Origin of the sequence: Bradyrhizobium sp. 186, from assembly GCF_023101685.1 — a bacterium.
Lineage (GTDB): Bacteria > Pseudomonadota > Alphaproteobacteria > Rhizobiales > Xanthobacteraceae > Bradyrhizobium.
The window spans coordinates 9,014,236-9,036,567 of record NZ_CP082164.1 but is presented as its reverse complement, the minus strand read 5'-3'; the positions used below and the strand labels follow the sequence as shown (position 1 = coordinate 9,036,567).

Annotated in this window: 17 protein-coding genes and 7 pseudogenes; 18 read left to right on the top strand and 6 right to left on the bottom strand. The window is 58.1% G+C overall.

Annotation, left to right across the window (positions count from 1 at the left end):
* Positions 1–230 precede the first annotated feature (230 nt).
* Entirely contained in the window at positions 231–1,343 is a 1,113-nt protein-coding gene (gene ald / locus IVB18_RS43010) for an alanine dehydrogenase (protein ID WP_247986146.1), read from the top strand.
* Positions 1,344–1,574: 231 nt separating this feature from the next.
* On the opposite strand, the pseudogene IVB18_RS52080 reads toward ald, so the two are convergent.
* A pseudogene (locus IVB18_RS52080) lies at positions 1,575–3,257 on the bottom strand (aldehyde dehydrogenase family protein).
* Positions 3,258–3,854: 597 nt separating this feature from the next.
* On the opposite strand from IVB18_RS52080, the gene IVB18_RS42995 reads away from it, so the two are divergent.
* The 17 genes and pseudogenes from IVB18_RS42995 to IVB18_RS42915 all read left to right on the top strand — a co-directional run bounded on the left by IVB18_RS42995 (position 3,855) and on the right by IVB18_RS42915 (position 14,775).
* Positions 3,855–4,217, top strand: a complete 363-nt coding sequence (locus IVB18_RS42995) for a hypothetical protein (protein WP_247986145.1) — start codon at positions 3,855–3,857, stop codon at positions 4,215–4,217.
* Entirely contained in the window at positions 4,214–4,396 is a 183-nt protein-coding gene (locus IVB18_RS42990) for a hypothetical protein (protein ID WP_247986144.1), read from the top strand. Before IVB18_RS42995 ends, IVB18_RS42990 begins: the two co-directional genes overlap by 4 nt.
* A gap of 312 nt (positions 4,397–4,708) precedes the next feature.
* Entirely contained in the window at positions 4,709–4,909 is a 201-nt protein-coding gene (locus IVB18_RS42985; protein ID WP_247970971.1) for a hypothetical protein, read from the top strand.
* 26 nt (positions 4,910–4,935) lie between these two features.
* A complete protein-coding gene (locus tag IVB18_RS42980; RefSeq protein WP_247986143.1) occupies positions 4,936–5,343 on the top strand; it encodes a hypothetical protein in 408 nt (135 codons plus the stop codon).
* Between the two features lie 584 nt (positions 5,344–5,927).
* Positions 5,928–6,473: pseudogene (locus IVB18_RS42975) on the top strand (transposase); the annotation flags it as partial.
* A gap of 222 nt (positions 6,474–6,695) precedes the next feature.
* Positions 6,696–7,040, top strand: a pseudogene (locus IVB18_RS42970) (SIR2 family protein); the annotation flags it as partial.
* A gap of 313 nt (positions 7,041–7,353) precedes the next feature.
* A pseudogene (locus IVB18_RS42965) lies at positions 7,354–8,539 on the top strand (NifB/NifX family molybdenum-iron cluster-binding protein).
* A gap of 12 nt (positions 8,540–8,551) precedes the next feature.
* Positions 8,552–8,773, top strand: a complete 222-nt coding sequence (locus IVB18_RS42960; protein WP_247986141.1) for a ferredoxin — start codon at positions 8,552–8,554, stop codon at positions 8,771–8,773.
* Between the two features lie 655 nt (positions 8,774–9,428).
* Positions 9,429–9,722, top strand: coding sequence for a hypothetical protein (locus IVB18_RS42955; RefSeq protein ID WP_247986140.1), 294 nt, complete (start codon positions 9,429–9,431; stop codon positions 9,720–9,722).
* Positions 9,719–10,033 (top strand): nitrogen fixation protein NifZ, encoded by a 315-nt coding sequence (locus tag IVB18_RS42950; RefSeq protein WP_247986139.1) that lies wholly within the window; start codon positions 9,719–9,721, stop codon positions 10,031–10,033. Before IVB18_RS42955 ends, IVB18_RS42950 begins: the two co-directional genes overlap by 4 nt.
* Complete coding sequence (locus IVB18_RS42945; RefSeq protein WP_247986138.1) at positions 10,030–10,269, top strand: nitrogen fixation protein NifZ; 240 nt, start codon at positions 10,030–10,032, stop codon at positions 10,267–10,269. The genes IVB18_RS42950 and IVB18_RS42945 overlap by 4 nt, the downstream gene beginning before the upstream one ends.
* Before the next feature lie 15 nt (positions 10,270–10,284).
* Entirely contained in the window at positions 10,285–10,638 is a 354-nt protein-coding gene (locus IVB18_RS42940) for a DUF3024 domain-containing protein (protein WP_247560494.1), read from the top strand.
* Between the two features lie 33 nt (positions 10,639–10,671).
* Positions 10,672–10,941, top strand: coding sequence for a DUF6129 family protein (locus IVB18_RS42935; RefSeq protein ID WP_247986137.1), 270 nt, complete (start codon positions 10,672–10,674; stop codon positions 10,939–10,941).
* Positions 10,942–11,501: 560 nt separating this feature from the next.
* Positions 11,502–11,720, top strand: a complete 219-nt coding sequence (locus IVB18_RS42930) for a hypothetical protein (protein WP_247319892.1) — start codon at positions 11,502–11,504, stop codon at positions 11,718–11,720.
* A 1,244-nt stretch (positions 11,721–12,964) separates the two neighbouring features.
* Positions 12,965–13,144, top strand: a complete 180-nt coding sequence (locus IVB18_RS42925; RefSeq protein ID WP_247986136.1) for a hypothetical protein — start codon at positions 12,965–12,967, stop codon at positions 13,142–13,144.
* A 292-nt stretch (positions 13,145–13,436) separates the two neighbouring features.
* Positions 13,437–13,865, top strand: coding sequence for a hypothetical protein (locus IVB18_RS42920; protein WP_247986135.1), 429 nt, complete (start codon positions 13,437–13,439; stop codon positions 13,863–13,865).
* A 481-nt stretch (positions 13,866–14,346) separates the two neighbouring features.
* A pseudogene (locus tag IVB18_RS42915) lies at positions 14,347–14,775 on the top strand (Lrp/AsnC family transcriptional regulator).
* 1,418 nt (positions 14,776–16,193) lie between these two features.
* Here the strand turns inward: IVB18_RS42915 and IVB18_RS42910 are convergent.
* The 5 genes and pseudogenes from IVB18_RS42910 to trpD all read right to left on the bottom strand — a co-directional run bounded on the left by IVB18_RS42910 (position 16,194) and on the right by trpD (position 21,396).
* Positions 16,194–17,726 (bottom strand): long-chain fatty acid--CoA ligase, encoded by a 1,533-nt coding sequence (locus IVB18_RS42910; RefSeq protein ID WP_247991869.1) that lies wholly within the window; start codon positions 17,724–17,726, stop codon positions 16,194–16,196.
* A gap of 1,261 nt (positions 17,727–18,987) precedes the next feature.
* Positions 18,988–19,122: pseudogene (locus IVB18_RS42905) on the bottom strand (M20 family peptidase); the annotation flags it as partial.
* The gene (locus IVB18_RS51525) at positions 19,058–19,195 is read right to left on the bottom strand and encodes a hypothetical protein (protein WP_253076229.1); all 138 of its coding nucleotides are present in this window, start codon (positions 19,193–19,195) and stop codon (positions 19,058–19,060) included. The gene IVB18_RS51525 and the pseudogene IVB18_RS42905, both read right to left, overlap by 65 nt.
* A 118-nt stretch (positions 19,196–19,313) precedes the next feature.
* Positions 19,314–19,571, bottom strand: a pseudogene (locus IVB18_RS51520) (flavin reductase family protein); the annotation flags it as partial.
* A gap of 811 nt (positions 19,572–20,382) precedes the next feature.
* Positions 20,383–21,396: an anthranilate phosphoribosyltransferase gene (gene trpD / locus IVB18_RS42895; protein ID WP_247986134.1), complete on the bottom strand. Its 1,014-nt coding sequence runs from the start codon at positions 21,394–21,396 to the stop codon at positions 20,383–20,385.
* Positions 21,397–22,332: the final 936 nt, after the last annotated feature.

The window sequence follows — 22,332 nt, the reverse complement described above, 5'->3', positions numbered from 1 at the left end:
CCGGCGTAGATCAATCCTGATCACGAGCGCCTGGTTTGGCTGCCGGGGCCGCATCAGGTCTTGCCACCCTGTGGTAGCATCCCTGCCAACTCGGCGGTCTTCGGTCGTCTGTTCGAAATCCTGCAAGCAGGCGGGGAAGATCGCCGGATTACTGCGCTATTTGTCTTCTCGCCTCGCAGGTTTGTACCGCTCTTCCGATTACAACGAGCTGCTCACCAAGGAGATTGCAAATGAAGGTCGGTGTTCCCAAGGAAATCAAGACGCACGAATACCGCGTCGGCCTGACGCCTGGGGCCGTCCGCGAATACGTTGCAGCTGGCCACAGCGTATTGGTCGAGAGCAACGCCGGCGCCGGGATTGGCGCGACAGATGATAACTACCGCAAAGCTGGCGCGACGATTGCGACCTCTGCTCGCGAGGTATTCGCGTCGAGCGAAATGATCGTGAAAGTCAAGGAGCCACAGCCCTCCGAATGGACGCAGCTTCGAGAAAACCAGATCCTCTTCACTTATCTGCATTTGGCTCCGGATCCGGAGCAGGCGAAGGGCCTCATGAAGTCTGGCTGCACCGCAATTGCCTATGAAACTGTGACCGACGCGCACGGTGGCCTTCCACTGCTTGCCCCTATGAGCGAGGTTGCGGGAAGACTTGCGATTGAAGCCGCGGGTGCGGCGCTGAAGCGGTACGCGGGCGGACGGGGACTGCTGATTGGCGGGGTACCGGGCGTGCCACCCGCTCGCATTGTGGTGATCGGCGGGGGCGTTGTCGGCACTCACGCTGCACGGATGGCGGCAGGCTTGGGCGCTGAGGTCACGATCCTCGACCGTTCAATTCCCAGGCTTCGCGAACTGGATGAGTTGTTCGAAGGGCGAGTACGTACCAGATTCTCGACGATCGACGCCGTTGAAGAAGAGGTATTTGCGGCGGATGTTGTCATTGGTGCCGTTCTCGTTCCTGGCGCGAGCGCGCCGAAACTGGTCAGCCGCGCTATGTTGAGTTCGATGCGCAAAGGCTCCGTGATCGTGGACGTAGCGATCGATCAGGGCGGATGTTTCGAGACATCGCGGGCGACGACACATGCCGATCCAACCTATGAGGTGGATGGCGTTATCCACTATTGTGTCGCAAACATGCCGGGAGCTGTGCCGCTCACCTCAAGCCAGGCACTCAACAACGCTACGCTGCCTTTTGGTTTGGCTCTCGCCAGTAAAGGATTTGCAGCTGTGCTCGAAAATCCGCATCTGCGCGCAGGCCTGAATGTCTATCGGAGCCGGCTAACCTATAAGGCTGTCGCCGAGAGCCTTGGTCTTCCCTTCTCGCCGATCGAACAGGCTGCGGCCTGATCCTAGAGGTCCCCTACGGGACGTTTCGTCGCAGACTTGGGCCGCTCATCAGAGTGGCCCTTTTTGTGTGCCGAGTATGAGCGACAGCTTGGAGGTGGAAGTCCTCTACCCAACTTGATTGACGGCGAAGGCTTAGCCAAGCGCAAGGGCGTCAACGTGCCCGGGGTCCTTGAATGCGGGTGCGATGGAAGGGACGACAGCTAGTGCCTGCGCCGCGCTCTCAACCAGCAGCTAGAGCTCACTCGCGGCGCGGTCGGGCACATCATTCTTCCAGCGTACCGATCCAAACGGGCGCTCCAGCATACGACGGATACGCAGGGGCTCAGGCCCGATATGGAAAGCCATGGCCTTCTCGTGTAATGCGCGCTCCGACTGGTCCAGCGGTTGCGTTGGCGCAAATATTGAGTCATGTAGGGCAATCTAGCGCTCGGTCCACAGCTCGGGGTCGGCGATATCATGCGCAAATTGACCAACCATAGGCGCCGCCGGCAGAGCTTCACATCCTACATGAGGTTGTGGAAGGCTCGCGCATTTTCCGAGGCCACCCGATATTCGAGCTCAACTACCAGTGGGCCGCTCCGGTAGGTCAGCGGGAGCCGCACCTTAGGATCGGCAAGCATGTCGGCGTCATCCCCGCATCGGTGATGGCCGGCATGCGCAGCCAGCGCCCAAGCAGCGGCAAGAGCAGCATCAGTCCGGCAAAGACGAGCAGCGTGATGTCGACACCTACGGCATCGGTGAGGCGCCCCCAGCCCCAACTGCCAACTGCGAGGCCCCCAGAGAACGCAGCCTACCAAGCCGCAACGGATTGGCCCGCAACCCAGCGCGGGGCGGAGAGCTGCTCGCCAATGTTGAACAGCGTCCACGTCCATACGGCGCCCGCCAAAACCAGAGCTGCGGCTGCCAAGACCGAATTATGACTGAGCACAACCGCCGCGATCGCGCCGCTCATGGACAGTGTGCAGGCACGAACCGCAGCCTCGCGGATCTTTATCGCCGCGACCTTCGTCGAGAGCTTCTGCACGAATTCCTCATAGATGCCTGCTTGTGCGTAGAGGCGGTTGGCGCAGACGCAGGTCTGGCCCATGTTGCGGTATTTGGAGACGATGGCGCCTTCGGTGGCGGCATCGATGTCGGGTCGTCGAACACCACGAAAGGCGCCTTACCGCCGAGCTCGAGGCCGAGCTTCTTCAGGCCGACGGAGGCCCGACGGTAGAGGATCTTGCCGACCTCGGTCGAGCCGGTGAAGCCGACAAAGCGCACGGCCGCGTGCTCGCACAAAACCTCGCCGATCGGTCGCGAATCTCCGGTGAAGACGTTGAAGACACCCTTGGGCACGCCGGCTTTCTCAGCGAGGGCTGCGAGCGCAAGCGCGGCCACTGACTGGCTTCAGCACCACGGTGCAGCCTGCGGCGAGCGCCGGCCATACCTTGCGGGTGATCATCGAGTTGGGGAAGTTCCACGGCGTGATGGCGCCGCAGACGCCAATCGGTGGCTTGATCGCAAGCAGCCTTGCATCCGGGCGCGGCGAGGGAATCGTTTCGCCATAGATGCGGCGCGCCTCTTCGGTGTAGAACTCGACATAGGCGCCACCGATATCGACTTCGCCTAGCGCCTCGGAGAGCGGCTTGCCCTGCTCGGAGGTCAGGATTAGCGCGAGATCCTCGCGATTGGCGACGATCAATTCGTACCATTTGCGCAGGATGTTGGAACGTTGCTTGGCTGTGAGCTTAGCCCATGCAGGGAGCGCTCGTTCAGCAGCCTCCACGGCTCTCGTGCAGCCGTCGGCCGAGAGCTGCGGCAGTTTGGCGAGCTCAATGCCGATCGCCAGATTGTTTTTACCGAAAGGCGAGGTGAGCCGACTCAGGCGCCATCAATTTAGCAGGCCTCCCGCAGAAGTGACGGGTCCTTCAGACGCTAGCGCAGGATGGACGAGCCTTGCGTGGGTTTGTGCGGCGGCGGTCGGGGTCGTCGCGTTGCTCCTGGAGGTTTTCAAATCCGAGCAAACAGGTCTTCGTCGATCGCGAAAAAAGGCCGCGCGAGATACCGCGCGGCCGAGTCAGGGAGGAAACGCCCCGAAGGGCACTGAATAGGAGCTCGGCAAGTAAATGAACTCACTGGGAACTCCAATCTTGCACGAAACGTCGTCAGATCGTGCAAGCGGATATCGGATACTCATTTACCTGGGAGGATTGGAGGCGTTCGCAGCGATATCTTGCAGTTTTTGTGCGAAGATTTCGCCAAGTTCGCAGCAACTGCTATCTTGAAGCGTTTCTCGCGAGAATATTCGAACTTGCGTACTGTTCATTGGGCCATCGAACACTCGCTCGGTGTACGCGTCCGTACCCTCGATAGCTCGGTTTCAGGATTTAGGAAATCAATCTAAATTAGTCAGCGCTCGTCAACGAGCGGCAGAGAAACATTGAGCTCGGCGATTTAGCAGGATAGCTGCGCGTCGCGACAGTGCGAACCAGCATCGGGCGCGTCCGGACAAGTCATTTGAGGGGCAAAATGCGCAAAGTCGCGATCGGAATTCGTTGGACATCATCACCGCGTCGCGGATTCCGCGTTGGGCTACGCGAACAGCTGGCACTGCCGGGGATTTCAGGGGGCATTGTCACAGGCGCAATCTGCGCTGTCGCCATGCTCTACGGGAGCGTGGCACAAGGGGAGTCGAATGCCAGCAACGAATTCAAGGATCATGTCGTATCATTGTCACAAACCTTCCTGGAGTCCGGACACATTGCAACCGAATTTGAGCGCAAGCCCAGTGAAGAATCGATCAGGAAGCATGCCGATAATCATGAGGGCCAGCTCGGGCACTCAGTCTTGTCGAGGGATTCGTGGCTGATTTGCGCGAAGATGACCCGATGAAAGAAGCCACCTCCCTGCGGTCCATCATCAATCTCTATGCAACACGCCTCCAGAACGTGGTCTCGGCGCAACGAAACCTTGGCTTCAACGAGGATGAAGGATTTCAAGGCAAGTTACGAATGGCCGTGCGCGCAGTTGAGCATCGGGTGAGCTCAATCAGCCTCAGCGCGCGACATTGATGCTGAAGATGCGCCGCCACGAAAATGAGTTCATGTTGCGCGGTGAGGACAGCCATCGCGATGAAAATCGTCAAAAAGAGCCTCTCCGGGGCTGAAATTCCATCACGGAGGTGGTTCCTCGGCACTGGCGTGGCGGAGCAAGAGCATCACAACTATCCTCCGTGAGTAGGACACGGCCGCGACGTCTCAGACAATCAACGAACAACGGCAACTGTGGTGAAGTTCATAGTCTTGGAATCAGCTAATAGTTCATTTGAAAGTTTCAGCGTGCTTCCTCGTGCTACCATTCTTTGCGCCTTGCGGAGTCGCCAAGTGTTGGACGCAACGACCACTGCGCTTTTGCGTGCTGTTCTTGAGGAGGTTTGCGAGGGTCTGCCTCGCAGCGAAACCGGCACTCGGGCCCATGTCGCTTCCAAGATCTTGGACGCCGCCAACAGAGGTGAGATCACGGCGGACCGCCTTAGGCAGGTCGGCATGGAAGCTCTTCGCTCTGCGCCAACAATGTGGCGGTAGGTGCGGACAACACTGATAGTGCTCATGTGAATTTCCAGGTCACGGTGTTGAAGATCCTTGTGAGCTACCCGGACGGGTTCGCATCCATGCCGGATCTCAAGCGAGACATGGCCATTTTGGCCACGAGCGGTCCCGATTGGGCGGCGCGCACCAAGAGAATGGGCGCCCGCGTGCCCGAGCTCGACCTTTTTTCGCAGCGACTCGTCGAGCGTGTGAATGGAGGGTGGCGCATCACGGACAAGGGACGAGAGGTGCTCGAACTGATGGAGCCGCGCCCTAGCACGCCCCAAGTCCAGCCAGAGGACACGAGAGCTCCTGAGCTACCATCGCCAGTGCCGGCACGATCCCATTCTGTCGAAATACGTCGGCGCGAGCCTGAACGACTGGGGCGGCGCCGGTCCTCTAAGAGCCGAACGTGCGCACCGCACTCTTAGACCGGACTATCTAGGCGATCAAGACCGCGCCCGACGATCAGGTTGCCGAAGGAGAATTTTCGATGCCGTTGTGGGCTTCGAACTTTTTATTGAAGAGCTGGAACGAGAAGTGCTGATATCTCAGCACATATCGGGGAAAGGTGCTGTTGCTTCGATCAGGTCCAAGATCCCGGGATCCGCAGTGCGCCATTCATGTATGGACCTCGATTTTCGGCGCCTAAGCCGTTGGCTGAGGCCACGGCGCCGGCGCGGCCAAGTGCGACGGAGTGCCTGGGAGTCTCGCCGCCTCTCAACGGCAACAGTATCTGAGCGCTGATGCCGCTCGGCATAAAGCGATCGATGGCCGACACGCTTGGTTCGCATTGACTCACGTCAATTCGCTCCCGGTCTCGTTCTTGAAACATCCCTCTTAGACCGTCGTCCGTGAACAACGCCTAAGGTGCTGATCAGGAATCGGGTTTCCGGACGTTGGTGCGTTTCGGATTGCAGGCGTTGATAGGTTTGAGCATCGGAAGCCTGCAATTTGCAGTTTGAGATTCCGTCGAATCGCAAAGCCTGATTCGATGGCCGTATCGGAGGAGCCGATGCGACCGAAGAAGCCGAAAGCGACGGAAGAAGGCGATCTGTTTCGTGCCAGGCTCGATCAGATCATCAACATGAAGCACGAGCTGGTGCAGCTCGCCGGCAAGGTCGACTGGGCTTGGATCGATGCGCAGATTGCACCGCTGTACAGCGACAAGGTCCGCCCTGGGATCGAGACCCGCTTCGTGGTTGGGCTGCTGCTGCTCAAGCACATTTATGGCCTCTCCGACGAAGGCGTGTGCGATCGCTGGGTCCATGATCCGTATTCCCAGCACTTCACCGGCGAGGCGTTTTTCCAGCACGAGTTTCCGCATGAGCGCTCGGATCTCAGCCATTGGCGCAAGCGCTTTGGTGACAAGCTCGAGCTTCTGCTGGCCGAGAGCCTGAGGGTGGCGCAAGACGCCGGGGCACTGCGCAGGCGCGATCTCAAGCGGGTCACCGTGGATACCACGGTGCAGCCCAAAGCCGTCACCTTCCCGACCGACGGCAAGCTGCTGCGTGCAGCCATCGAAGAGCTCAACCGGCTGGTCCGCAGAGTAACTGCTGGCTAACGAGGCCGGCGCAACCAACCTGGACTGTCACGATCTCCGCCGGTGGATGGCCCGGCACATCAAGCTGGCTAAGGTGGCAAGTCGGCAGTCGAAAAGAGAATTATTGTCTTTGATCTCAGAGGCGATACGATGCCTTAAACTACTTAAGCTCTATAAGAAGATGAAGGCGAATAGGCTGGAACATATGAGTATAAGTCCCGCTGCGGGGCCCATTGGCCCACTGTGCTGCGCAAGCCGCATGGCAGCGTGCTGCCGGTCAAGAGCTTTCTGATTACTGACGCTGATTATGTTGAGGTTCTGACTGAAATCGACATCCAGACACCAGTTCCCGACATCATCAAGGAAAGGCGGAACGGACGGAGCTTCCTCTTCATCGGCTGTCGCTTCAGATCGGCTTTTGCTGTTTATGCGCGGCAGATCACCAAATGCTCGGCTGACGTCCATTACGCGATCGTCGATCCGCAAGCACTCTCGCGCAACGAACTCTGCTTTCTGGTCGAGCAACACCTGACACCGATCGCGATATGGCTCCCGCACGCGATAGAGATGTTGAGCGCCAAGTAGCGACGCAAAGTGGGCTGCTCGCCCCGGTCCGCTAGTAGGAAGAGGTCGCATCGCAAACGACCGGTGCGGGTTGGGAGATTTCACGCGAGCTCAATGAGAACCCAACGGCCATCTCCGTCACAATCGCGACGCCTGTCGCATTTGCGACGTGTGAACTGTCGCTGACGCGTGCGCAACTGTGCGGATCACGTCTAGCTAACTCATTCACAGGGCGGGAATGCCATCGCCATCCGAGATGGCACGCGAGTTGCTAACTCTCGTTCTGCGGCCGCTCAGGCTGGTCGCCATGGGCACACTTGGTAGAGAATTGAGTATGAACGCTGTTGCCGGACGCGGAAAACATGTCAAAGATGCTGAGGATAGCGGCGGGATGCGGGTCATCACCGATTATAAGGGTTCCCGGAGCTCTTCGAAGAATGGCAAAGGGAGCTATGGGTCACAGACTGCCCCAGGCGATCTGCCGTCCGAAATCTGGGACAAAGTTAGGACTCCTCCCTGCTATAGCGAAGAAACTCATCATCATTACGCTCGCATCCATGTCGCGGTCGCGCCGGCTTGCAATATTCAATGCAACTACTGCAATCGTAAGTACGACTGCGCCAATGAATCGCGTCCGGGTATTGTTAGTGAGAAGCTCACTCCTGAGCAGGCGGTGAGAAAGCTGCTCGCGGTCGCCACCAGAATTCCACAGCTGACCGTGCTCGGTATCGCCGGCCCCGGCGATGCCTTGGCCAATCCGAAAACGACTTATCATGCCACAGATCTCCGCGCCCGAGCACGGCACAGCATTCGGGCTCAAACGCCAGCGAGGCCCGACAGCGCAGGAATTGGCGGCGCTTCAGGATGCTTGTGAAGGTCAGATAAAGATGATGCGGCATCGCCGCCAGTACCGCGCTGACGCCGTCGGCCTGCTCGGAGATGATCGCAGCAGCGAGTTCACCATAGAGAAGGTCATGGCCATGGACGTTCAATATGACCTCGAGACGCGCAAGGCTTATCAGGCCAAGATTGAGGATGAGCCTGCGGCGAGGATCACGACCAGGCAGGAGGAGTTTCCGGAACTCGCTGGCGAAATGAGCGAGGTCAAGCTTCTGGCCGCGGTCGCAACCAAAGGCTCGGGCCTCATTAATGAGCATTTTGGGCATGCTAGGGAGTTCCAGGTGTACGAACTCTCGACATCCGGCGTCAAACTCGTCGGGCACCGTCGTGTCGACGTTTACTGCCAGGGCGGATATGGCGATGAGGATCGGCTTGCGGGCATCATCCGCGCCATCAACGACTGCCATGCTGTATTCGTGGCCAAGTTTGGTGGCTGCCCAAGAGACATTCTGATCAATGCTGGGATCGAGCCGGTCGATCAATACGCGCACGATACCATCGAGAAATCGGCGATCGGCTGGTTCAGGGGCTATCTCCATAAAATCAAGAGCGGTGAGACCCGGCACGTCAAGCGCGGCGACGCCGCGATCCGGCAAGAACCGCTGATCTCGGTCGCGTAAGAGGTTGTATCTATGCCATTCAAGATCATCGCCTCGCAATGTACCAGTTCCTCGGCTTGTGAACCCTTATGCCCGAATGTTGCAATGTCGGAGAAGGCTGGAAACGTAATTGAACCCAAGAAGTGCACCGAATGCAGCGTCTATTTTGACGAGCCGCAGTGTGTCGCTGTCTGTCCAGTTGAAAACACCAGCGTCATCGACACATCAGTGCCGCGTTACCATGCGCCTGCCTAAAGGGGGTGTGCTCGTGAACTTCATGCCGAGCTCCGTCACTGCAAAGTCGCGAGTATCGCCGTGTGCATTGACGGCGCCGCAGGCGTCGACTTGCAATTTCCTGTCATGGCCATGGATTACTCAGGATCGATCGCCAACATCGGTGCGTAGGCGGCGCCGCGGGCCCCGTAAGAAAGTCATGGAGCGCAACGGTCCAAAGTTGCGCCTCGATGCCGAGCGCCCACTAAGCAGCGCTGTCATCGATTTGACCCACGCCGCTGTGCTGACGGGCCTGTTCTTCGCCGAGCCAGGTGCACCGCCTTGCAATGTCGAAGGGGCCACCTGTCAGAGGAGGAAAGCTGCCCATGAACCTGGACCCAGTCATTCCACTATCAGGCAGCAAGGGAGCGTTGATCGCGCACACGCGGCTCGACGAAGGTCTGCTACCCGAAGCCGAGGATCAGCAACGGCAGACCGGGCTCTTCTATCATCTGGACGGAGTGGCCGAAAACACCTGCTCGAAGCAGAGACGTTGGCCTCTGTCCCGATCGAGCTCTACCGCTTCGACTTCTACAGACTCGCTGGGCTAAGACGTCGGAGGTGGCAAAGCTCTGCATTTTATTGCGTCTGTTGGATCGGGACGCAGCGCATCGCGCCGCGCCGGCTTGGCTGGCTGATGAATGATGAGGCCATTGAGTTTCGCCGCATGGTGGCACGACGTATGCGGCTGCTTGCCACGGTGAACGACCCCGACACCTCCGTGCACCTCGAGTTCGCGCAGCGACTTTCACCTCATTCGGTAACCGCTCTGAACCGCGAACCTGAACGGCATGCCCGCTACGAAGTGGCGATTCGCATCGCGGATGACGAGTCGGCATGTCTCATCGCAGACGAGGACAATATGCTGCAGAAGAGCACCTCTGCTCGCGTCTCCGTGCGCCCTGCAGGTTCGCGAGGGGGCGGTGCATGAACATGATCGTTCGCGACAGTGATGTGGTCCAGCTAAGCGGGCCGCCCGCGTTCAGCTTCGGCGAAAAGGTGCGGGCCAGCAGTACCATCCGCAATGACGGCACCTTTCGCGGCAAGGAGATCGGCGACATTCTGGCCAAGAAGGGCGACGTGGGTTATCTCGTTTCCATCGGCACGTTCCTGCAGAAATTCTATATCTACGGTGTCGAATTTCTTGAAAGTGGCTACCGCGTCGGCATGGGGCGCAAAGAGCTCGACCCGGTCGACGAGGGCGTAGATGATCTGCCATTGCCGGAAGTGGCTGTGTCATGACAGAGCCGCGCGTTCCAAAATATAGATCGGGCCAGCGCGTGAAAGCCGCAGTCAATCTCATCAATGACGGGTCAGTTGCTACCGCGCCGCCTGATCGGATCCTGGTCGGCGCCGGTGCTATCGGCGAGATTGTCCGGGTCGCAATGCATACCGAAGCGAGCGTGCCGATTTATCTTGTAGATTTTGGTGAGCGGCTGGTCGTTGGTTGTCTTGAAGAAGAGATCACAGTCTTTTGAGGGGATGTTCTCGCAATGAGAGTGTCGAGAGAGGTACCGGTCGGGCTGATCCCGCATCCGAACGAGCTAGATCGCAAGCGGATCGAACGTGCTTTGATCTCGCGCAAGCACTATCGCTATGTCTCGCCGAGTGTGACGCCGGTAAAGGCTGGCTATCTCATTGAGAGTCCCTGCTGCTCGCGCAATATCGACAACGATGGCGGTCAGATCGATGTCGCGTTATTTCATTACGATGCCGTGAGCGGGATCTGGAAGCTGTTCTTCAAGAATCATGCGCGAGGAAGCTGGAAATTTTACAGCATTTTCCACCGGCTGGCGTCGGCGATCGACGAATTGAACACGGATCCCGAGCGGCTGTTCTGGCAGTGATGCTCATTTGGCAGCAGTCATATAGGAGCCACAATGGCGCTCGCCACAGAACAATTGATCGAAATCGAACGCCTGCTTGCGACAGCTAACATAGACACTAGCGCCGTTGCTGACCTAAGGCGCCGCTTTCCGCAGCTCACCTTGGTTCGATGTGATGCGTCGGATGTGACGGAGCGGCCATTCCGGCGTCTTCCGCAGTTTGACCTGCATCTAATCGATGGATCGGACCACTGCATGCAGATTACGGCCAACCAGGCGCGAGCGACTGGATTGGTGCTGGCTAGAAGGCATGTTGGGCGATGATCGGAACTGGACCCGCAGAGAATCGCCTCGATGACGCGGAGGCGGTGAATGCCATTCCGCTCTCGGATCCTGATATCATTGTTGCCGACTCTCTGCCGTCGAAGCGCAATTGTGTTCGCAGCGAATTTCCAGTCGGTGGACGACTGAGACGCTCGAACGAGCTTTCGCGGTCTATGTTGGCCGCAAGTATAGCGTTGCGGTTCCAAGCGCACGATTGGGCTCCTGCTTGGCCTGAATGCGCTCAGTATCGAGCGGGAGCAAGAGGTAATCGCCTCCTCCTATTCGTTTCTCAGACCGTCCATGCCATCAATCTCGCGGACGCACGGGCGGAGTTTGCCGACATCGACTGTTGGTCCGAAACGTGGCTCAAGGCAATGCCGAAGTACGTATGAGGCCTAACACACGGGCGATTATCGCCGCCAACCCGAACGGGCCACCCGGCACCGATGCAGGTGCGAAGTTCAAGTCGCGGCGCGAGGTCCACCCCAAAGGGGGCGAAACTGAACACGTCACAATCGAGCAGCCCAACGGTCTCTACCTGGCAAAAAAACGGGAACGATATGAATCCGCAGATCATCATTCACGTCCGCTTCGCCCCGAATGGCAGGGTGATCCAGATCAGCGAGCGCCCGGCGAGGCTCACGCCCGACCAATGGTTTAATGTTCTCAAGGCCCGAGCCGGCTCTGCCTATCGCCCACTGTCCCGTGGTCGTGGCGTTTTTCGGCTGACCCGGGCCGCAGTTGATACCTTCAAGCAAGAAACTGTGACGCCGGCATGAGCGAAGAGATCATCGATATCGTGGCTAGCCACGAGATTGAGGTGTTCGCAGGCTGTCCAGCCGATGCGATCGAGCGGGTGGCGCCAGGGCGTACAGTCTGTCGCAGATCGGCGAGGGCCTGCCGGTTACAATTCTTGTGATCCTGACTTTCGGCAATGACTATTTCGATTATGTCAATCGTTGCTGGTACGACGGAGCTTGGCTTAAGATCGGTTACTGCGGGTTGTTCTCCCCGGATCGGTCATGATTCAGATACAACGGCACGGTGCGACCTTGGAGGTCGACAGTGCGTTTTGCATCGGGGCCTCGTAATGGCACGCGCTTAGATCGATTGCACTCCGCGCTGTAGTCGACAATCGGGTCCGAGTGTCCGGGGGGCCGTATAGTCGCGATCCGTCGGCTTTGCGAAACACCCACGTGCCGGCGGTCTCGTTCCTCCGATAACCGATCGACAGGCCTCGTCCGATTGATACCAAGACGGGCGTTTTGCGCACCGGCTTGTCCAGCCGCGCACTGCGGCTTTCGAGCGTCTTGTCCCTGATGCGCCTGACCATCGCCGATGCCTCAGCTTCATTCCGAAAGTGTCCAGCCGGAGTCCAGTGGACAAGGATTTATACGGGACTGATACTGGCGGACGCCAGCGCACTCGAATCCTTGAGACGGCCGGCAATTTGAAGATCTCTATAATAGGGCGTCGTGTCCTTCTCTCAGCTGAACAAGAACAAGCTTCGCTCAGAAGCATGCCTTGGCCACGGGAGGAGCCCATGGGATTGAGACAAAAGCTCGCTAGCGTTTCCTTCCCGCGGAGCCTTTAGCGCCGTCTGCTTTTCCAAAGCTGTACAAGCGGAAGACACCGCTCAGCATATGTTAGGTAAATCAACCCGTTCACGTCGCGATACGCGAGAAACCGACAAGTCTGAGTTGGCAGCTGAATTAGACGGTTGCGTCTTACAAGGGATATTTTCCCAAAATTACCCAGATGCTGAGTTCGGACGCCAGCGACCAATGCGACCTCATCTGGAATAATCACGATCGGGGCAGGGCCGCGCCTCATAAGGCCGAAGCAGGACAGTTCGAGTCACCTCCAAAATGCTGACCGAAAAACACCGCGTATCCACGGACAACCGCTGGGATAAAGTTCTATCGCTCCGATCTCATCGGCAAAGGCTGCCGCAGAGCCGGAATGATCTCGTGGGGATTGCTCATGCCCTGCATCGGAAGAGAAAAGTGAAGCGGGTTATGGCATGAGCTACACCGACGCAGCCTTTAGTTTCTGGTGGACCCTCTGGAACAATAACTACGAAGTCTTCGCAGCAGATGGCTGGACGCCCGATGATCAGTTCGGCCCTTCGGTTGCAGGCGGCGAACACTGCGAGGACCATTCTCGAATCCTATTATCTGTTCGAGGCATCGAATGTTCTTGATGACCTGAGCGAGCCCAAAGACATCTGCCCATCAAGGACATCTGCTTGTTGGACGCTTGCTCATGCCAAATGCAAGGAAATACGCCTATAGCCGCCTCTTCCCAGTCGCACCGGCTTTCACGGAAACCGGAGTTCTTGCCCTTGAGGGGCAGCGCCGCGTGCTCGAATGCATGATCGACGAGCGCGTCGATGGGATCTGCATTCTGGCTCATTGTTCCGAGCAGTTCCTGTTATCGGAGCATTTGCAATCGAGCGCGCCCGCTATGCGGCCGCGCGTGGCGCAAGCCTACTGATGCTGATGCCGCCCTATCACGGCGTGAGCCTCAACGCAGACGCGCCCTCGATGCTCGATCGTTTCGGCCGTATCGCAGATGCGGCCAAGATTTCGATCCTGGTCCTGAATGCGCTGCTAAGTGGCGTGACGTTAACAATGTCGTTTCTGGTGCGCCTTGCCCGGGAGATGCCGCGCTTTAGTTATTTCAATATCGAGGTGCCGTTTGCCGCGGCGAAGCCGCGGACGTTGACTGACGCCGGAGGAGAGGCAATCCTAGGCCCCTTCGACGGAGAGGAAGCCATTACAATGATGCCAGATCTCGATGCTGGTGCGAGCGGGACGATACCGGGCGCGCTGCTTCCTGATCTATTGCGTCCAGTGATCGATCATCACACGACGGGACGCAGGCGGGAAGCCGCCCTGCCTATGGAAGAGGGCTGTCGTTAATCGGTTTCGAGAACCGCCAGTGTGGCCTGCGCGCCCACGGGCGCGATGTGACATAGCTGAAGGAAATTCACCCCGCACTAGCTCGCCCGCGAGGTCAATCCAATGGCGCTCCATTGGTGACGCTAAGCCGCCCACATGTCCGCTCCCGAAAGGACTACGTTCAATCAGCTGCCAGGGATCAAGAGAGGTGCGGTACCGACAAATTCACCCCCACAAACAGCGCCGTGAGGAAAAGAGCTTTAGCGGCTTATTGGAATTAGGAGAGGCGACGCAAGCCGACCGGGCGCGCAAGGCCCGAACCCGTGGTTAGCTGTGCCCGATAAGGTTTGAGCCTTTCAACTCGTCAGTGCGCGCATTGTCGGCTGAAGACGTACATTCGTAGAGGTGCTAGGGAGGAGGTTTGGAGATGACCGGGACGCTCAATGGGACTATGTCGCATGCTTGGACGAGGCGGTCGCGCTCGACAGTCCGCAATGCAGCCGTGGAAATCGACAAAATCGATGCTCGTCTTCTTGATCTCGTTCAACGCAACAATCGCCTAAGCAGTGAAGAACTCGGCGCGAAAGTTGGCCTATCTGCATCCGGAGTTCAGCGCCGACTAAAGCGCCTACGAAAGGAGGGCGTGATAGAATCAGACGTCTCAATCATTTCGCCAAGGGCGATCGGCTGAAACGTGACTATGCTGGTCCTCATTGTCTTTGAGCGCGATCGCGCCGACATCATTGATCGCTTTAAGCGGGGGATCCGCACTATGACGGAGGTGATGAGCGGATTTTACGTCACGGGCCAAGCTGATTTCATCCTGTTGGTGACTGCATATAATATGGAAGAGTACGAGCATTTCACCCGACGCTTGATAAATGAAAATCCAGATATAAAGCGCCTCGAGACTGTAGTTGTTCTGGACTGAGTCAAAGCCGGTTTCATTTTACCAATGGGATCGTTGGCATGCTGGTGACCAATCTCGCCGTGACCCCTAACGCCCTGATCTTGGAGCAAGCATAATCGCTTTCCGCGCTGTGAGAGCGGTAACGACCATCTCGCACTCTCGGCCCGGGTCGATGCGGTCCGATTAAAATGAGGCCGCGTTCCAGCAATTCCATCTGGCTCGGCGCATGCTCCTCAACAGCAATGTCCGAGGCTAACACTATGAGGCCGGCGCTTGTTGTGCGGTTTCGGACTGCCGAACAAGTCAGGTCAGGTTCAAGACGCCTTGCGCGATCGACAGGTCGCTAATTGTTCCGGGCATAATCAGAAGCTTTATTCAGCAAGGCGCTGGTACGGGGATTGCTGCAAGCACTCGTCAAGGGCGAGCGTCCACGCAGGTTCGCAAAAGCGATCTCTCCTTTTGAACCCGGACGGGCTCCAATGGCGCGCTACTCATCGGTTGATAGGAAGATTGATACAAATTTCGCTCCCAAAGACGGCATGGGCAGTTCGATCACGTCCCAGAATACGCCGGCAGCAACACGGGCAAAGCTCTAACTGACGCGGGCGCCGGTGGCGTCGAGGAGCCAAAAACGGAGATGGGATGGACGATCGGAATATCGGCTGAGTGAGGACGGGTACCCCAACTGGCGACGTCGCTCCGGCTCAGCACCTCTATTAACTTCCTGGAAGAGTGCGGCACCTCTGAAGACATGGACGACGTCTCGTGCGAACCGTCGACATACGTCGACTGCAACGGCATTTGCGATCTGATTCGCAAGTTCAAAGCGCAGGAGACGTAAATCGCGATATTCGGTGAGAGGATGGCAATGTATGCCGCCAGCAGCATTTCAAGAGACATTCCGAACCATGCCAACTCTGGCGTCGTGCAGCTCGGCGGTCTGCTCTGCAGACCGAGAAGGAGGCGCATGGGCCGAGAAGCGCTTGTGAGTGCCGCTCTGTTGAGCTCTCTTGCCTTCTCGTCCATGCAGCGTTCTCTCCCGTTTCTGAGGTTCAAATGACGCGTTCTAATGCTTCTCCTTTCAAACTGCGCGAGCATCCAGAGATATCAGTCGGCGAATCCTAGACTTACCAAAACCGGACTGTGGTCGGGCCCCCTATCTCCCTCCTGTGCAAACTACACGGAGACCAAGCCGACTTGGAGGCAAGCGAAAGTTGGGTTGTCGCCAGATCAGAGCCCGACATTTGCGCGGTACCGGCATTCATAATGAGGATCCGCGGCATCAGCGACCTCGGGGCAACGTTATTCGACGGAAAGGCGCCGACAATGATCAACTCGCAGCTGCCGTGTTCGCATACACGCGGTGACCCGTGGGGTTTTCGCGGCCCTCAGCGGCCACGCCTGCGGGGTAAAGGAAATGCCAAACCCGATCGAAATCTTCAGTCGCCGTCGTTGTGCTGGCTTGATCGTGTAAGCCCCTTCAGCACGAAATGCTGGATCTTGCCCAACGCCGTCCGTGGCAATTCTTCCGTGAAAATAATTTCGCGCGGCACCTTAAAGCGGGCGAGCTGTGAGCCTGCATGCGCCGTTAATGCTTCCGCGTCAAGCCGAACCCCCGGCCGCCTGATCACATAAGCGATCGGCACCTCATCCCAGCGCGGATCGGGTCGACCGACAACGGCGCAGTCTGCGACATCGGGATGCTCCATAAGCGCGCGCTCTACTTCCGCCGGGTAGATATTTTCTCCACCGGAAATGATCAGGTTCCTTTTGCGATCATGAACCCAAAAGTAGCCATCGGCATCGCGGCGGCCGATGTCACCGGTGAGATACCAGCCGTTGTGCAAAGCCTCGCGCGTTGCTTGTTGAGCGCCCCAATACCCGCTGAAGACATTGGGGCCCCGTACGGCGATCTCGCCCGGGCTGCCTGCCTGCAAGTTGTTGCCGGTATCATCGAGAATAGCAGCTTCGCAGCATAGGCCGGGCAGGCCGCTTGAGCCATTACGCGTAAGATCGCCGCCGAGCCTCGTATACACAGCAATAGGGCAGGTCTCGGTCGAACCGTAAACCTGCAGCACTGGCACCCCACGCGCGACAAAGCGTTCGATAAGGTGCTGCGGGACCATCGTTGAACCGGTGCAAATTGCCTTCAGTGAGGAGAGGTCCGTCGTCCGCCACTGAGGATGGTCGGTTAGGAATTGCATCGTGGCAGGCACCAACGCTGCCAGCGTAGGTCTGTCGCGTTCGATCGCAGCAAGCGTCGCCTCGGGCGTAAATCGCGTGTGAATGGTGACGGTCGCGCCGTGATGCAACGCCGGCGTGGTCTGGATATTCAGGCCGCCAACGTGAAATAGCGGCAAGACTGTCAGGACATGATCGGTCGAGCCGAGGTTATGCATGTGCTGACTCATAATTCCATTCCACAGCAACGCTTCTTGACGCAGCACAGCGCCTTTCGGCCGCCCTGTGGTACCCGAAGTATAGACAATCAGAAGCGGGCAAGACAGATCCGTGTGCTGATTGCGATCGTCGCCTCGGCCCTGGTCTACCAGGCAGTCCCACTTGCTTCCGCCGAGAGGCGAAAAGTCCAACCCGGCAACAAAGGTATCGGGCAATTGCCTCGCCAGAGCTGGTAGCAGCGCATCAAAGGCCTGTTCTAGAACTAGCACTTTGGGACGGGCGTCGGAGAGGATGAACAACTGTTCCGCGACCGTAAGCCGCCAATTTAATGGAACGAGCATTGCGCCGAGTCGCGCGCAGGCATAGAGCAGGGCCAGGTAGTCGGGCCGGTTGAGGCCAAGGATCGCGACGCGGTCGCCTCTCTCGATGCCGAGCTGGTGTTTTAGAGCACGAGCGATTTGCTCGATCCTTTGAGTGAAGGCGGCGTAGCTTAGGGTGCCCCCGTCGAAGTGGATCGCGGGTTTGTCGGGAGTAAACGACGCGTTACGCTCAATCAGTGTACAAAGATCCACCTTTGTCCCCTTTTCGCTCAGGTTCGCTACGTACTTGCAAAACTGCTTAAACCCCTGACCTCCTGAGTCGTTCGGAAGCTCTCGATCGCGATCAGATCGCATCGGATGGCCTTCAGGCACGCGAGCAGTCAAGCGATCTCAGTCGGAAGCATACGGTCTTGACGACGTCATCAGCCCGGGCTCGATGTAAATCTCTTAAAGCGTAAAGGCGGAGGCGCTTCGTCACGGGCTCCGTTTTGTCCGACAGCGCTGGCGTGCATCTGCGCGTAGTGATAAGCGCACCATGACGTTATCTTCTTCAGGTTTCCGACTTACAGGCTCACCGCACATATAGGGAGATCTGGAATCTTCATCTTTGAAGCCGACTATGGCTCGGCATTGACCTTCAGTGTGGTCGACCAACAGAACGTTCTTGGCACCGTCGGGTTTTTTCATCGTGCTGCCCCGAAATGCGAAGCAATCTTTCGCGATTGTCGCGCCGGTCAAGCCGACCGACATAAGCCGCCTAAGCCGATTGGAACCATCGGAGGTCGGATCGACCGTCCTGCATTTCCGAGATGATGGCGCCGTGCGAGCTCCAAGCGGGCTGAGCGAACAGAACCAAAAACGCCTTGGTTCAACTGATCTCCACGGGTGTCCCGGCCCGCGGAGGAACTCGGTTTCCAATCTGCAACGGGGGGAGCCGCACAGCGCGGTAGGGGTGACGTTGACGTCCTCTGAATTGACCAGCTCTCCAGCGATGTGGATCAGAGAAGGCGTATGGTGCCGGCCGTAGATTGTCGAGCCCATCAGGACCACCCGCAAGCCGCACCGTCGCGATGATCGAGGTAAGACGGTGCGGTGCGATTCTGAAATGCTCGAACATTCGCAATCCTTATCTCGACCAGCCCAAGACTGGTGTACCTTGAGATCGTACAATTTAACGTTACGTGCGATTCAAGCCCCTTGGTCTTGTCGCTGGATCAAATTTTTCCGAGGCTCACCGGGCAACGCCGATAGGAAAAGTGGAAGAGCTCGCGATGCCAAGCTTAATAAGTCGCCGCAACCGAGAAATACACAGTACCACGTCTTCCGCACTCGACCCTCACGCCATAGCGTGCCTTTGTCCCGCCAACGCAATTCACGAGATGCACCCCAGCTGCGGCGCCTGCCCTGAAGAACGAGCCGCGCGAATGCGCGAGCGCGCCGCCGTACGGCGGCAAATGGCGATGGCAGATATCGCGTCGCGCAGCAATCATCGCAGCGTCTGGTAGAGCCGATGCTATAGCCGCCCACGCGGTTCAAATAACGAAATGTAGAGCTGCTCATAGTGGGTATGCGCGCCCTTGCCATCACGCCGAGGCCGTCGAGTCTTGCGATGCGACGCGGTAAAATCGCCGTCGGAAACGCGGCCGGTGAAGACAGAGCCGGGTCGCGATAATTCGTCCGACAAAGATGGTATGCGTGCCAATCACCTTGTGATCGTGCAAAACGCACTCGAGCGCGCAAGGTGCGCTTCGCAGAAGCGGTACGTCGAGGAGCCCCCTGACTCCATGGCGCGATATCGAAACGCTGGTGACCTTTCACACCTTCCCGGCCGCCAAAGCGTAGCGCGAGATCCTCCTGGTCGCCGCCGAGAAGACTCACTCCAAAGCTGCGTCTGGCGAATATCGCGTCATGCGTTTCGGAACTGGCATTAATACCGACCACCGCGCAGGGCGGCTCCATGCAGATCGAAGTCACAGAACTGAGCGTCAGACCACGCCGCCCGACAGCCGTTCCCGTCGTTACGATGGCGACGCCACTCGGCAGATTTTGTATGGCTTGCCTGAACTCTGTCGCTTGAATTGACGGAACATTGTGCATTTCGGAAGAAAGCTGGCCCCTCATAATCTGCCTCGGAGGGTGTTCGGTTTTCCGCGTTTTCGTTGTGGCGATATCATCCAGATAGTACTTGCACACTTCAGCCTTCAGAAGCCGACCGTATTCCAGGGACGTTATCCCTACGATCCTGAGGCACTCCGGGCATCAAGGCCTTCGCGCAGGACTGGGCCAAAAAGCGTAAGCCGTGGCTCACGAACTCGTCGTCGCCATCGGTATAGGTACGGGTGAACCACCGGCACCCACGGGCCCGCAAGATGACGCCACTCCGAGGTTTGGGGGCGTCAGCAGCTCTCCGCGCGCAGCGGCATGAGAGCACCTAGTGGATTCCGGAATCGTCGACAATCTGCTTTTTTGCAGCGAGAAGATGCTTATCGAGTGTTGTGTGCAGCGTACCCCGCAGATTTGGGGGGATGGAGCTGTCTGTATCGATGACCTCCCGAAATTTCCGAATGATGTGTTCTATCTTTGCCATAGATGCGAGCGCTTCTACCGTTCGTGGGGACGTCATTGCTTATCCTTTGACGCGTTGCGTGCACACAAAATTGAGAACCTAAGCTTCGGCCGCGGCCTTTGCCGATTGTCTCGGCAGGCTGCTTCGCACTGGTCTTCGCGATCTGAGGCCTTTCGCGCATCCTGCTCCCGTCGATTCGAAAGCGGGGCTGCTGCGTCTGTGACCCGGCAACCTCGGTAAGCGCCTCGACGTGTGGCAGAGGCAACTCGCGCTTTGCGCCTGCAATCTCTTCGCGCTCGTAGGCTTCGATGTTGGTGTTCAAAATGTCGTACATCGGCCGTGTCAAGCATTGGAGATCGCGATCAGGTGTTTCAATCGCGCGGCTGCCGCACCGCTATTAAGGGATTCTTGCCCAAGGGCGACGCCGTCCTTCAAGCTGCTTGCGTGGCCGGCCACGATCATTGCCGCGGCGGCGTTGAGAAGAGCAACATCGCGGTACGGACTTGGCATGCCGTCGAGCACGCTTTGCAGCGCGATTGCATTGGCATCGGCGTTGCCGCCCCTCAGCGCCTCGTTGTGGCAGCGGGCGAGGCCCGCTTCTTCCGGGGTGACTTCGAAGGTACGGATCGCATCTCTCTCTAGCGCGGCAACAAACGTCGGCCCGGTGAGGGTGATCTCATCGAGTCCATCTGAGCCATGCACCACCCACACCGACTCAGCACCAAGGTTCTTTAACACCTGCGCCAAGGGCTGCACCCATCGCCGCGAAAACACTCCGACGATCTGCCGCTTGACTCCGGCCGGATTTGCGAGCGGGCCGACTAGATTGAAGATCGTGCGGGTCCCAAGTGCCGCTCGGATCTGAGCAACACGGTGCATGGCCGGATGACGGATGGGCGCAAGCATGAAGCCGATGCCAGCTTCGTGCACACAACGAGCAACGCCTACAGGCGGGAGGTCGACCTTCACGCCGAGGCGGGCCAAGACGTCAGCAGCGCCTGATAGTGAGGACACGGCGCGGTTGCCATGCTTGGCCACAGGAACGCCGGCCCCGGCGACGATGAATGAGGCGCATGTCGACACGTTGACTGAGCCCGAAGCGTCACCGCCCGTACCAACGATGTCGACAGGATCGGGGGGCGCACTGACCCGGAGCATTTTGCTCCTCATGGCCGAGGCTGCGCCGGTGACTTCTTCTACGGTTTCGCCACGTACCCGCATCCCCATTAATAATCCCCCGATCTGGGAGGATGTCGCCTGGCCCGACATCATGATTTCAAAGGCTGTTGCGGTCTCCTCGCGGGTCAGCGTGGCACCTGTAGCAACTTTGCTAATGATCGATTTGAGGGCGTTCATTGCTCTACACGTGCTTAGTCGTTCCAATTGGCCAGTCGCGCGTGCGAGCGCGACCTCAATCCGCTAGTTGATCTCATCTTCCACGTTGTCGATACCCACACTGTTCTTTGCTGATATATGATAGGACAAACGTTGGGGTTTTGTGGGATCGAGCCGAACTCGACGGTTGCAGGATGACGTCGATGCCACACACGACTACTCCCGTTGATGCTCCCAGCTGGCGCTGGCGCATAGCTCGAGATCCTGACCAATACACTGCATGTTGCCCCTGATATGGCATTACGTCGCGGCATCATCGGCGCTCGTTACCGGCAGCGTCTGTGGGCTTAGTGGATGTTTGCACTGATCCTAAGTCACTCGTTATCGATACTTGCGCGCCCATGACATCATTCTCACCCGTTTTCGTTTTCTGCGTTCAACAGCGAGGCGTCATTCGAAACGGGCGTTAGTGGGGTCATGCAGCTCGGCAACCGGTCCGGCTCGGACCGCGTATGCGTTGTCGAGGCATGCGCGGTGTCAGCTTGAACGTCAGTCCGCTCTGCAATCCTACAACCTGACGCTACGTAAGAATCAAGCTATCGATGGCGTTCACCTGCAAAGGAGCAAGTGTTCTTTGCTCGAGATCAGATCAGACGATTGGACGGCAAGACGGTGGGTGGTTCCATAGTCGAGCATGGCGGGACGACTTCTTCTGCACCCAGCCCGTCGTGGAATCGTTGACTGCGATCGGTATGATGGCTTGCATGTCTCCTCCCAAGGATTATTATCGTCGGTGATGAATGGACCAACAATCCATCAGCAGGGCGCACCTTAGATCTAATGTGACTGACGCGTCCGTTGGTGGATCAGAGTCAGCAGGGCAGCCCGCGCTTGCATCAATCGCGAACTCCAGATGTCGATGGCTTCGACCCGCAGGAGCCTCGCAATTACACTACC

Excerpts from the sequence above, each read along its gene's own strand:
- ald (WP_247986146.1), top strand. The coding sequence starts at position 231 with ATGAAGGTCGGTGTTCCCAAGGAAATCAAGACGCACGAATACCGCGTC.
- IVB18_RS42995 (WP_247986145.1), top strand. The coding sequence starts at position 3,855 with ATGCGCAAAGTCGCGATCGGAATTCGTTGGACATCATCACCGCGTCGC.
- IVB18_RS42990 (WP_247986144.1), top strand. The coding sequence starts at position 4,214 with ATGAAAGAAGCCACCTCCCTGCGGTCCATCATCAATCTCTATGCAACA.
- IVB18_RS42960 (WP_247986141.1), top strand. The coding sequence starts at position 8,552 with ATGCCATTCAAGATCATCGCCTCGCAATGTACCAGTTCCTCGGCTTGT.
- IVB18_RS42955 (WP_247986140.1), top strand. The coding sequence starts at position 9,429 with ATGAATGATGAGGCCATTGAGTTTCGCCGCATGGTGGCACGACGTATG.
- IVB18_RS42950 (WP_247986139.1), top strand. The coding sequence starts at position 9,719 with ATGAACATGATCGTTCGCGACAGTGATGTGGTCCAGCTAAGCGGGCCG.
- IVB18_RS42945 (WP_247986138.1), top strand. The coding sequence starts at position 10,030 with ATGACAGAGCCGCGCGTTCCAAAATATAGATCGGGCCAGCGCGTGAAA.
- IVB18_RS42940 (WP_247560494.1), top strand. The coding sequence starts at position 10,285 with ATGAGAGTGTCGAGAGAGGTACCGGTCGGGCTGATCCCGCATCCGAAC.
- IVB18_RS42935 (WP_247986137.1), top strand. The coding sequence starts at position 10,672 with ATGGCGCTCGCCACAGAACAATTGATCGAAATCGAACGCCTGCTTGCG.
- IVB18_RS42930 (WP_247319892.1), top strand. The coding sequence starts at position 11,502 with ATGAATCCGCAGATCATCATTCACGTCCGCTTCGCCCCGAATGGCAGG.
- IVB18_RS42925 (WP_247986136.1), top strand. The coding sequence starts at position 12,965 with ATGAGCTACACCGACGCAGCCTTTAGTTTCTGGTGGACCCTCTGGAAC.
- IVB18_RS42920 (WP_247986135.1), top strand. The coding sequence starts at position 13,437 with ATGCTGATGCCGCCCTATCACGGCGTGAGCCTCAACGCAGACGCGCCC.
- trpD (WP_247986134.1), bottom strand. The coding sequence starts at position 21,396 with ATGAACGCCCTCAAATCGATCATTAGCAAAGTTGCTACAGGTGCCACG.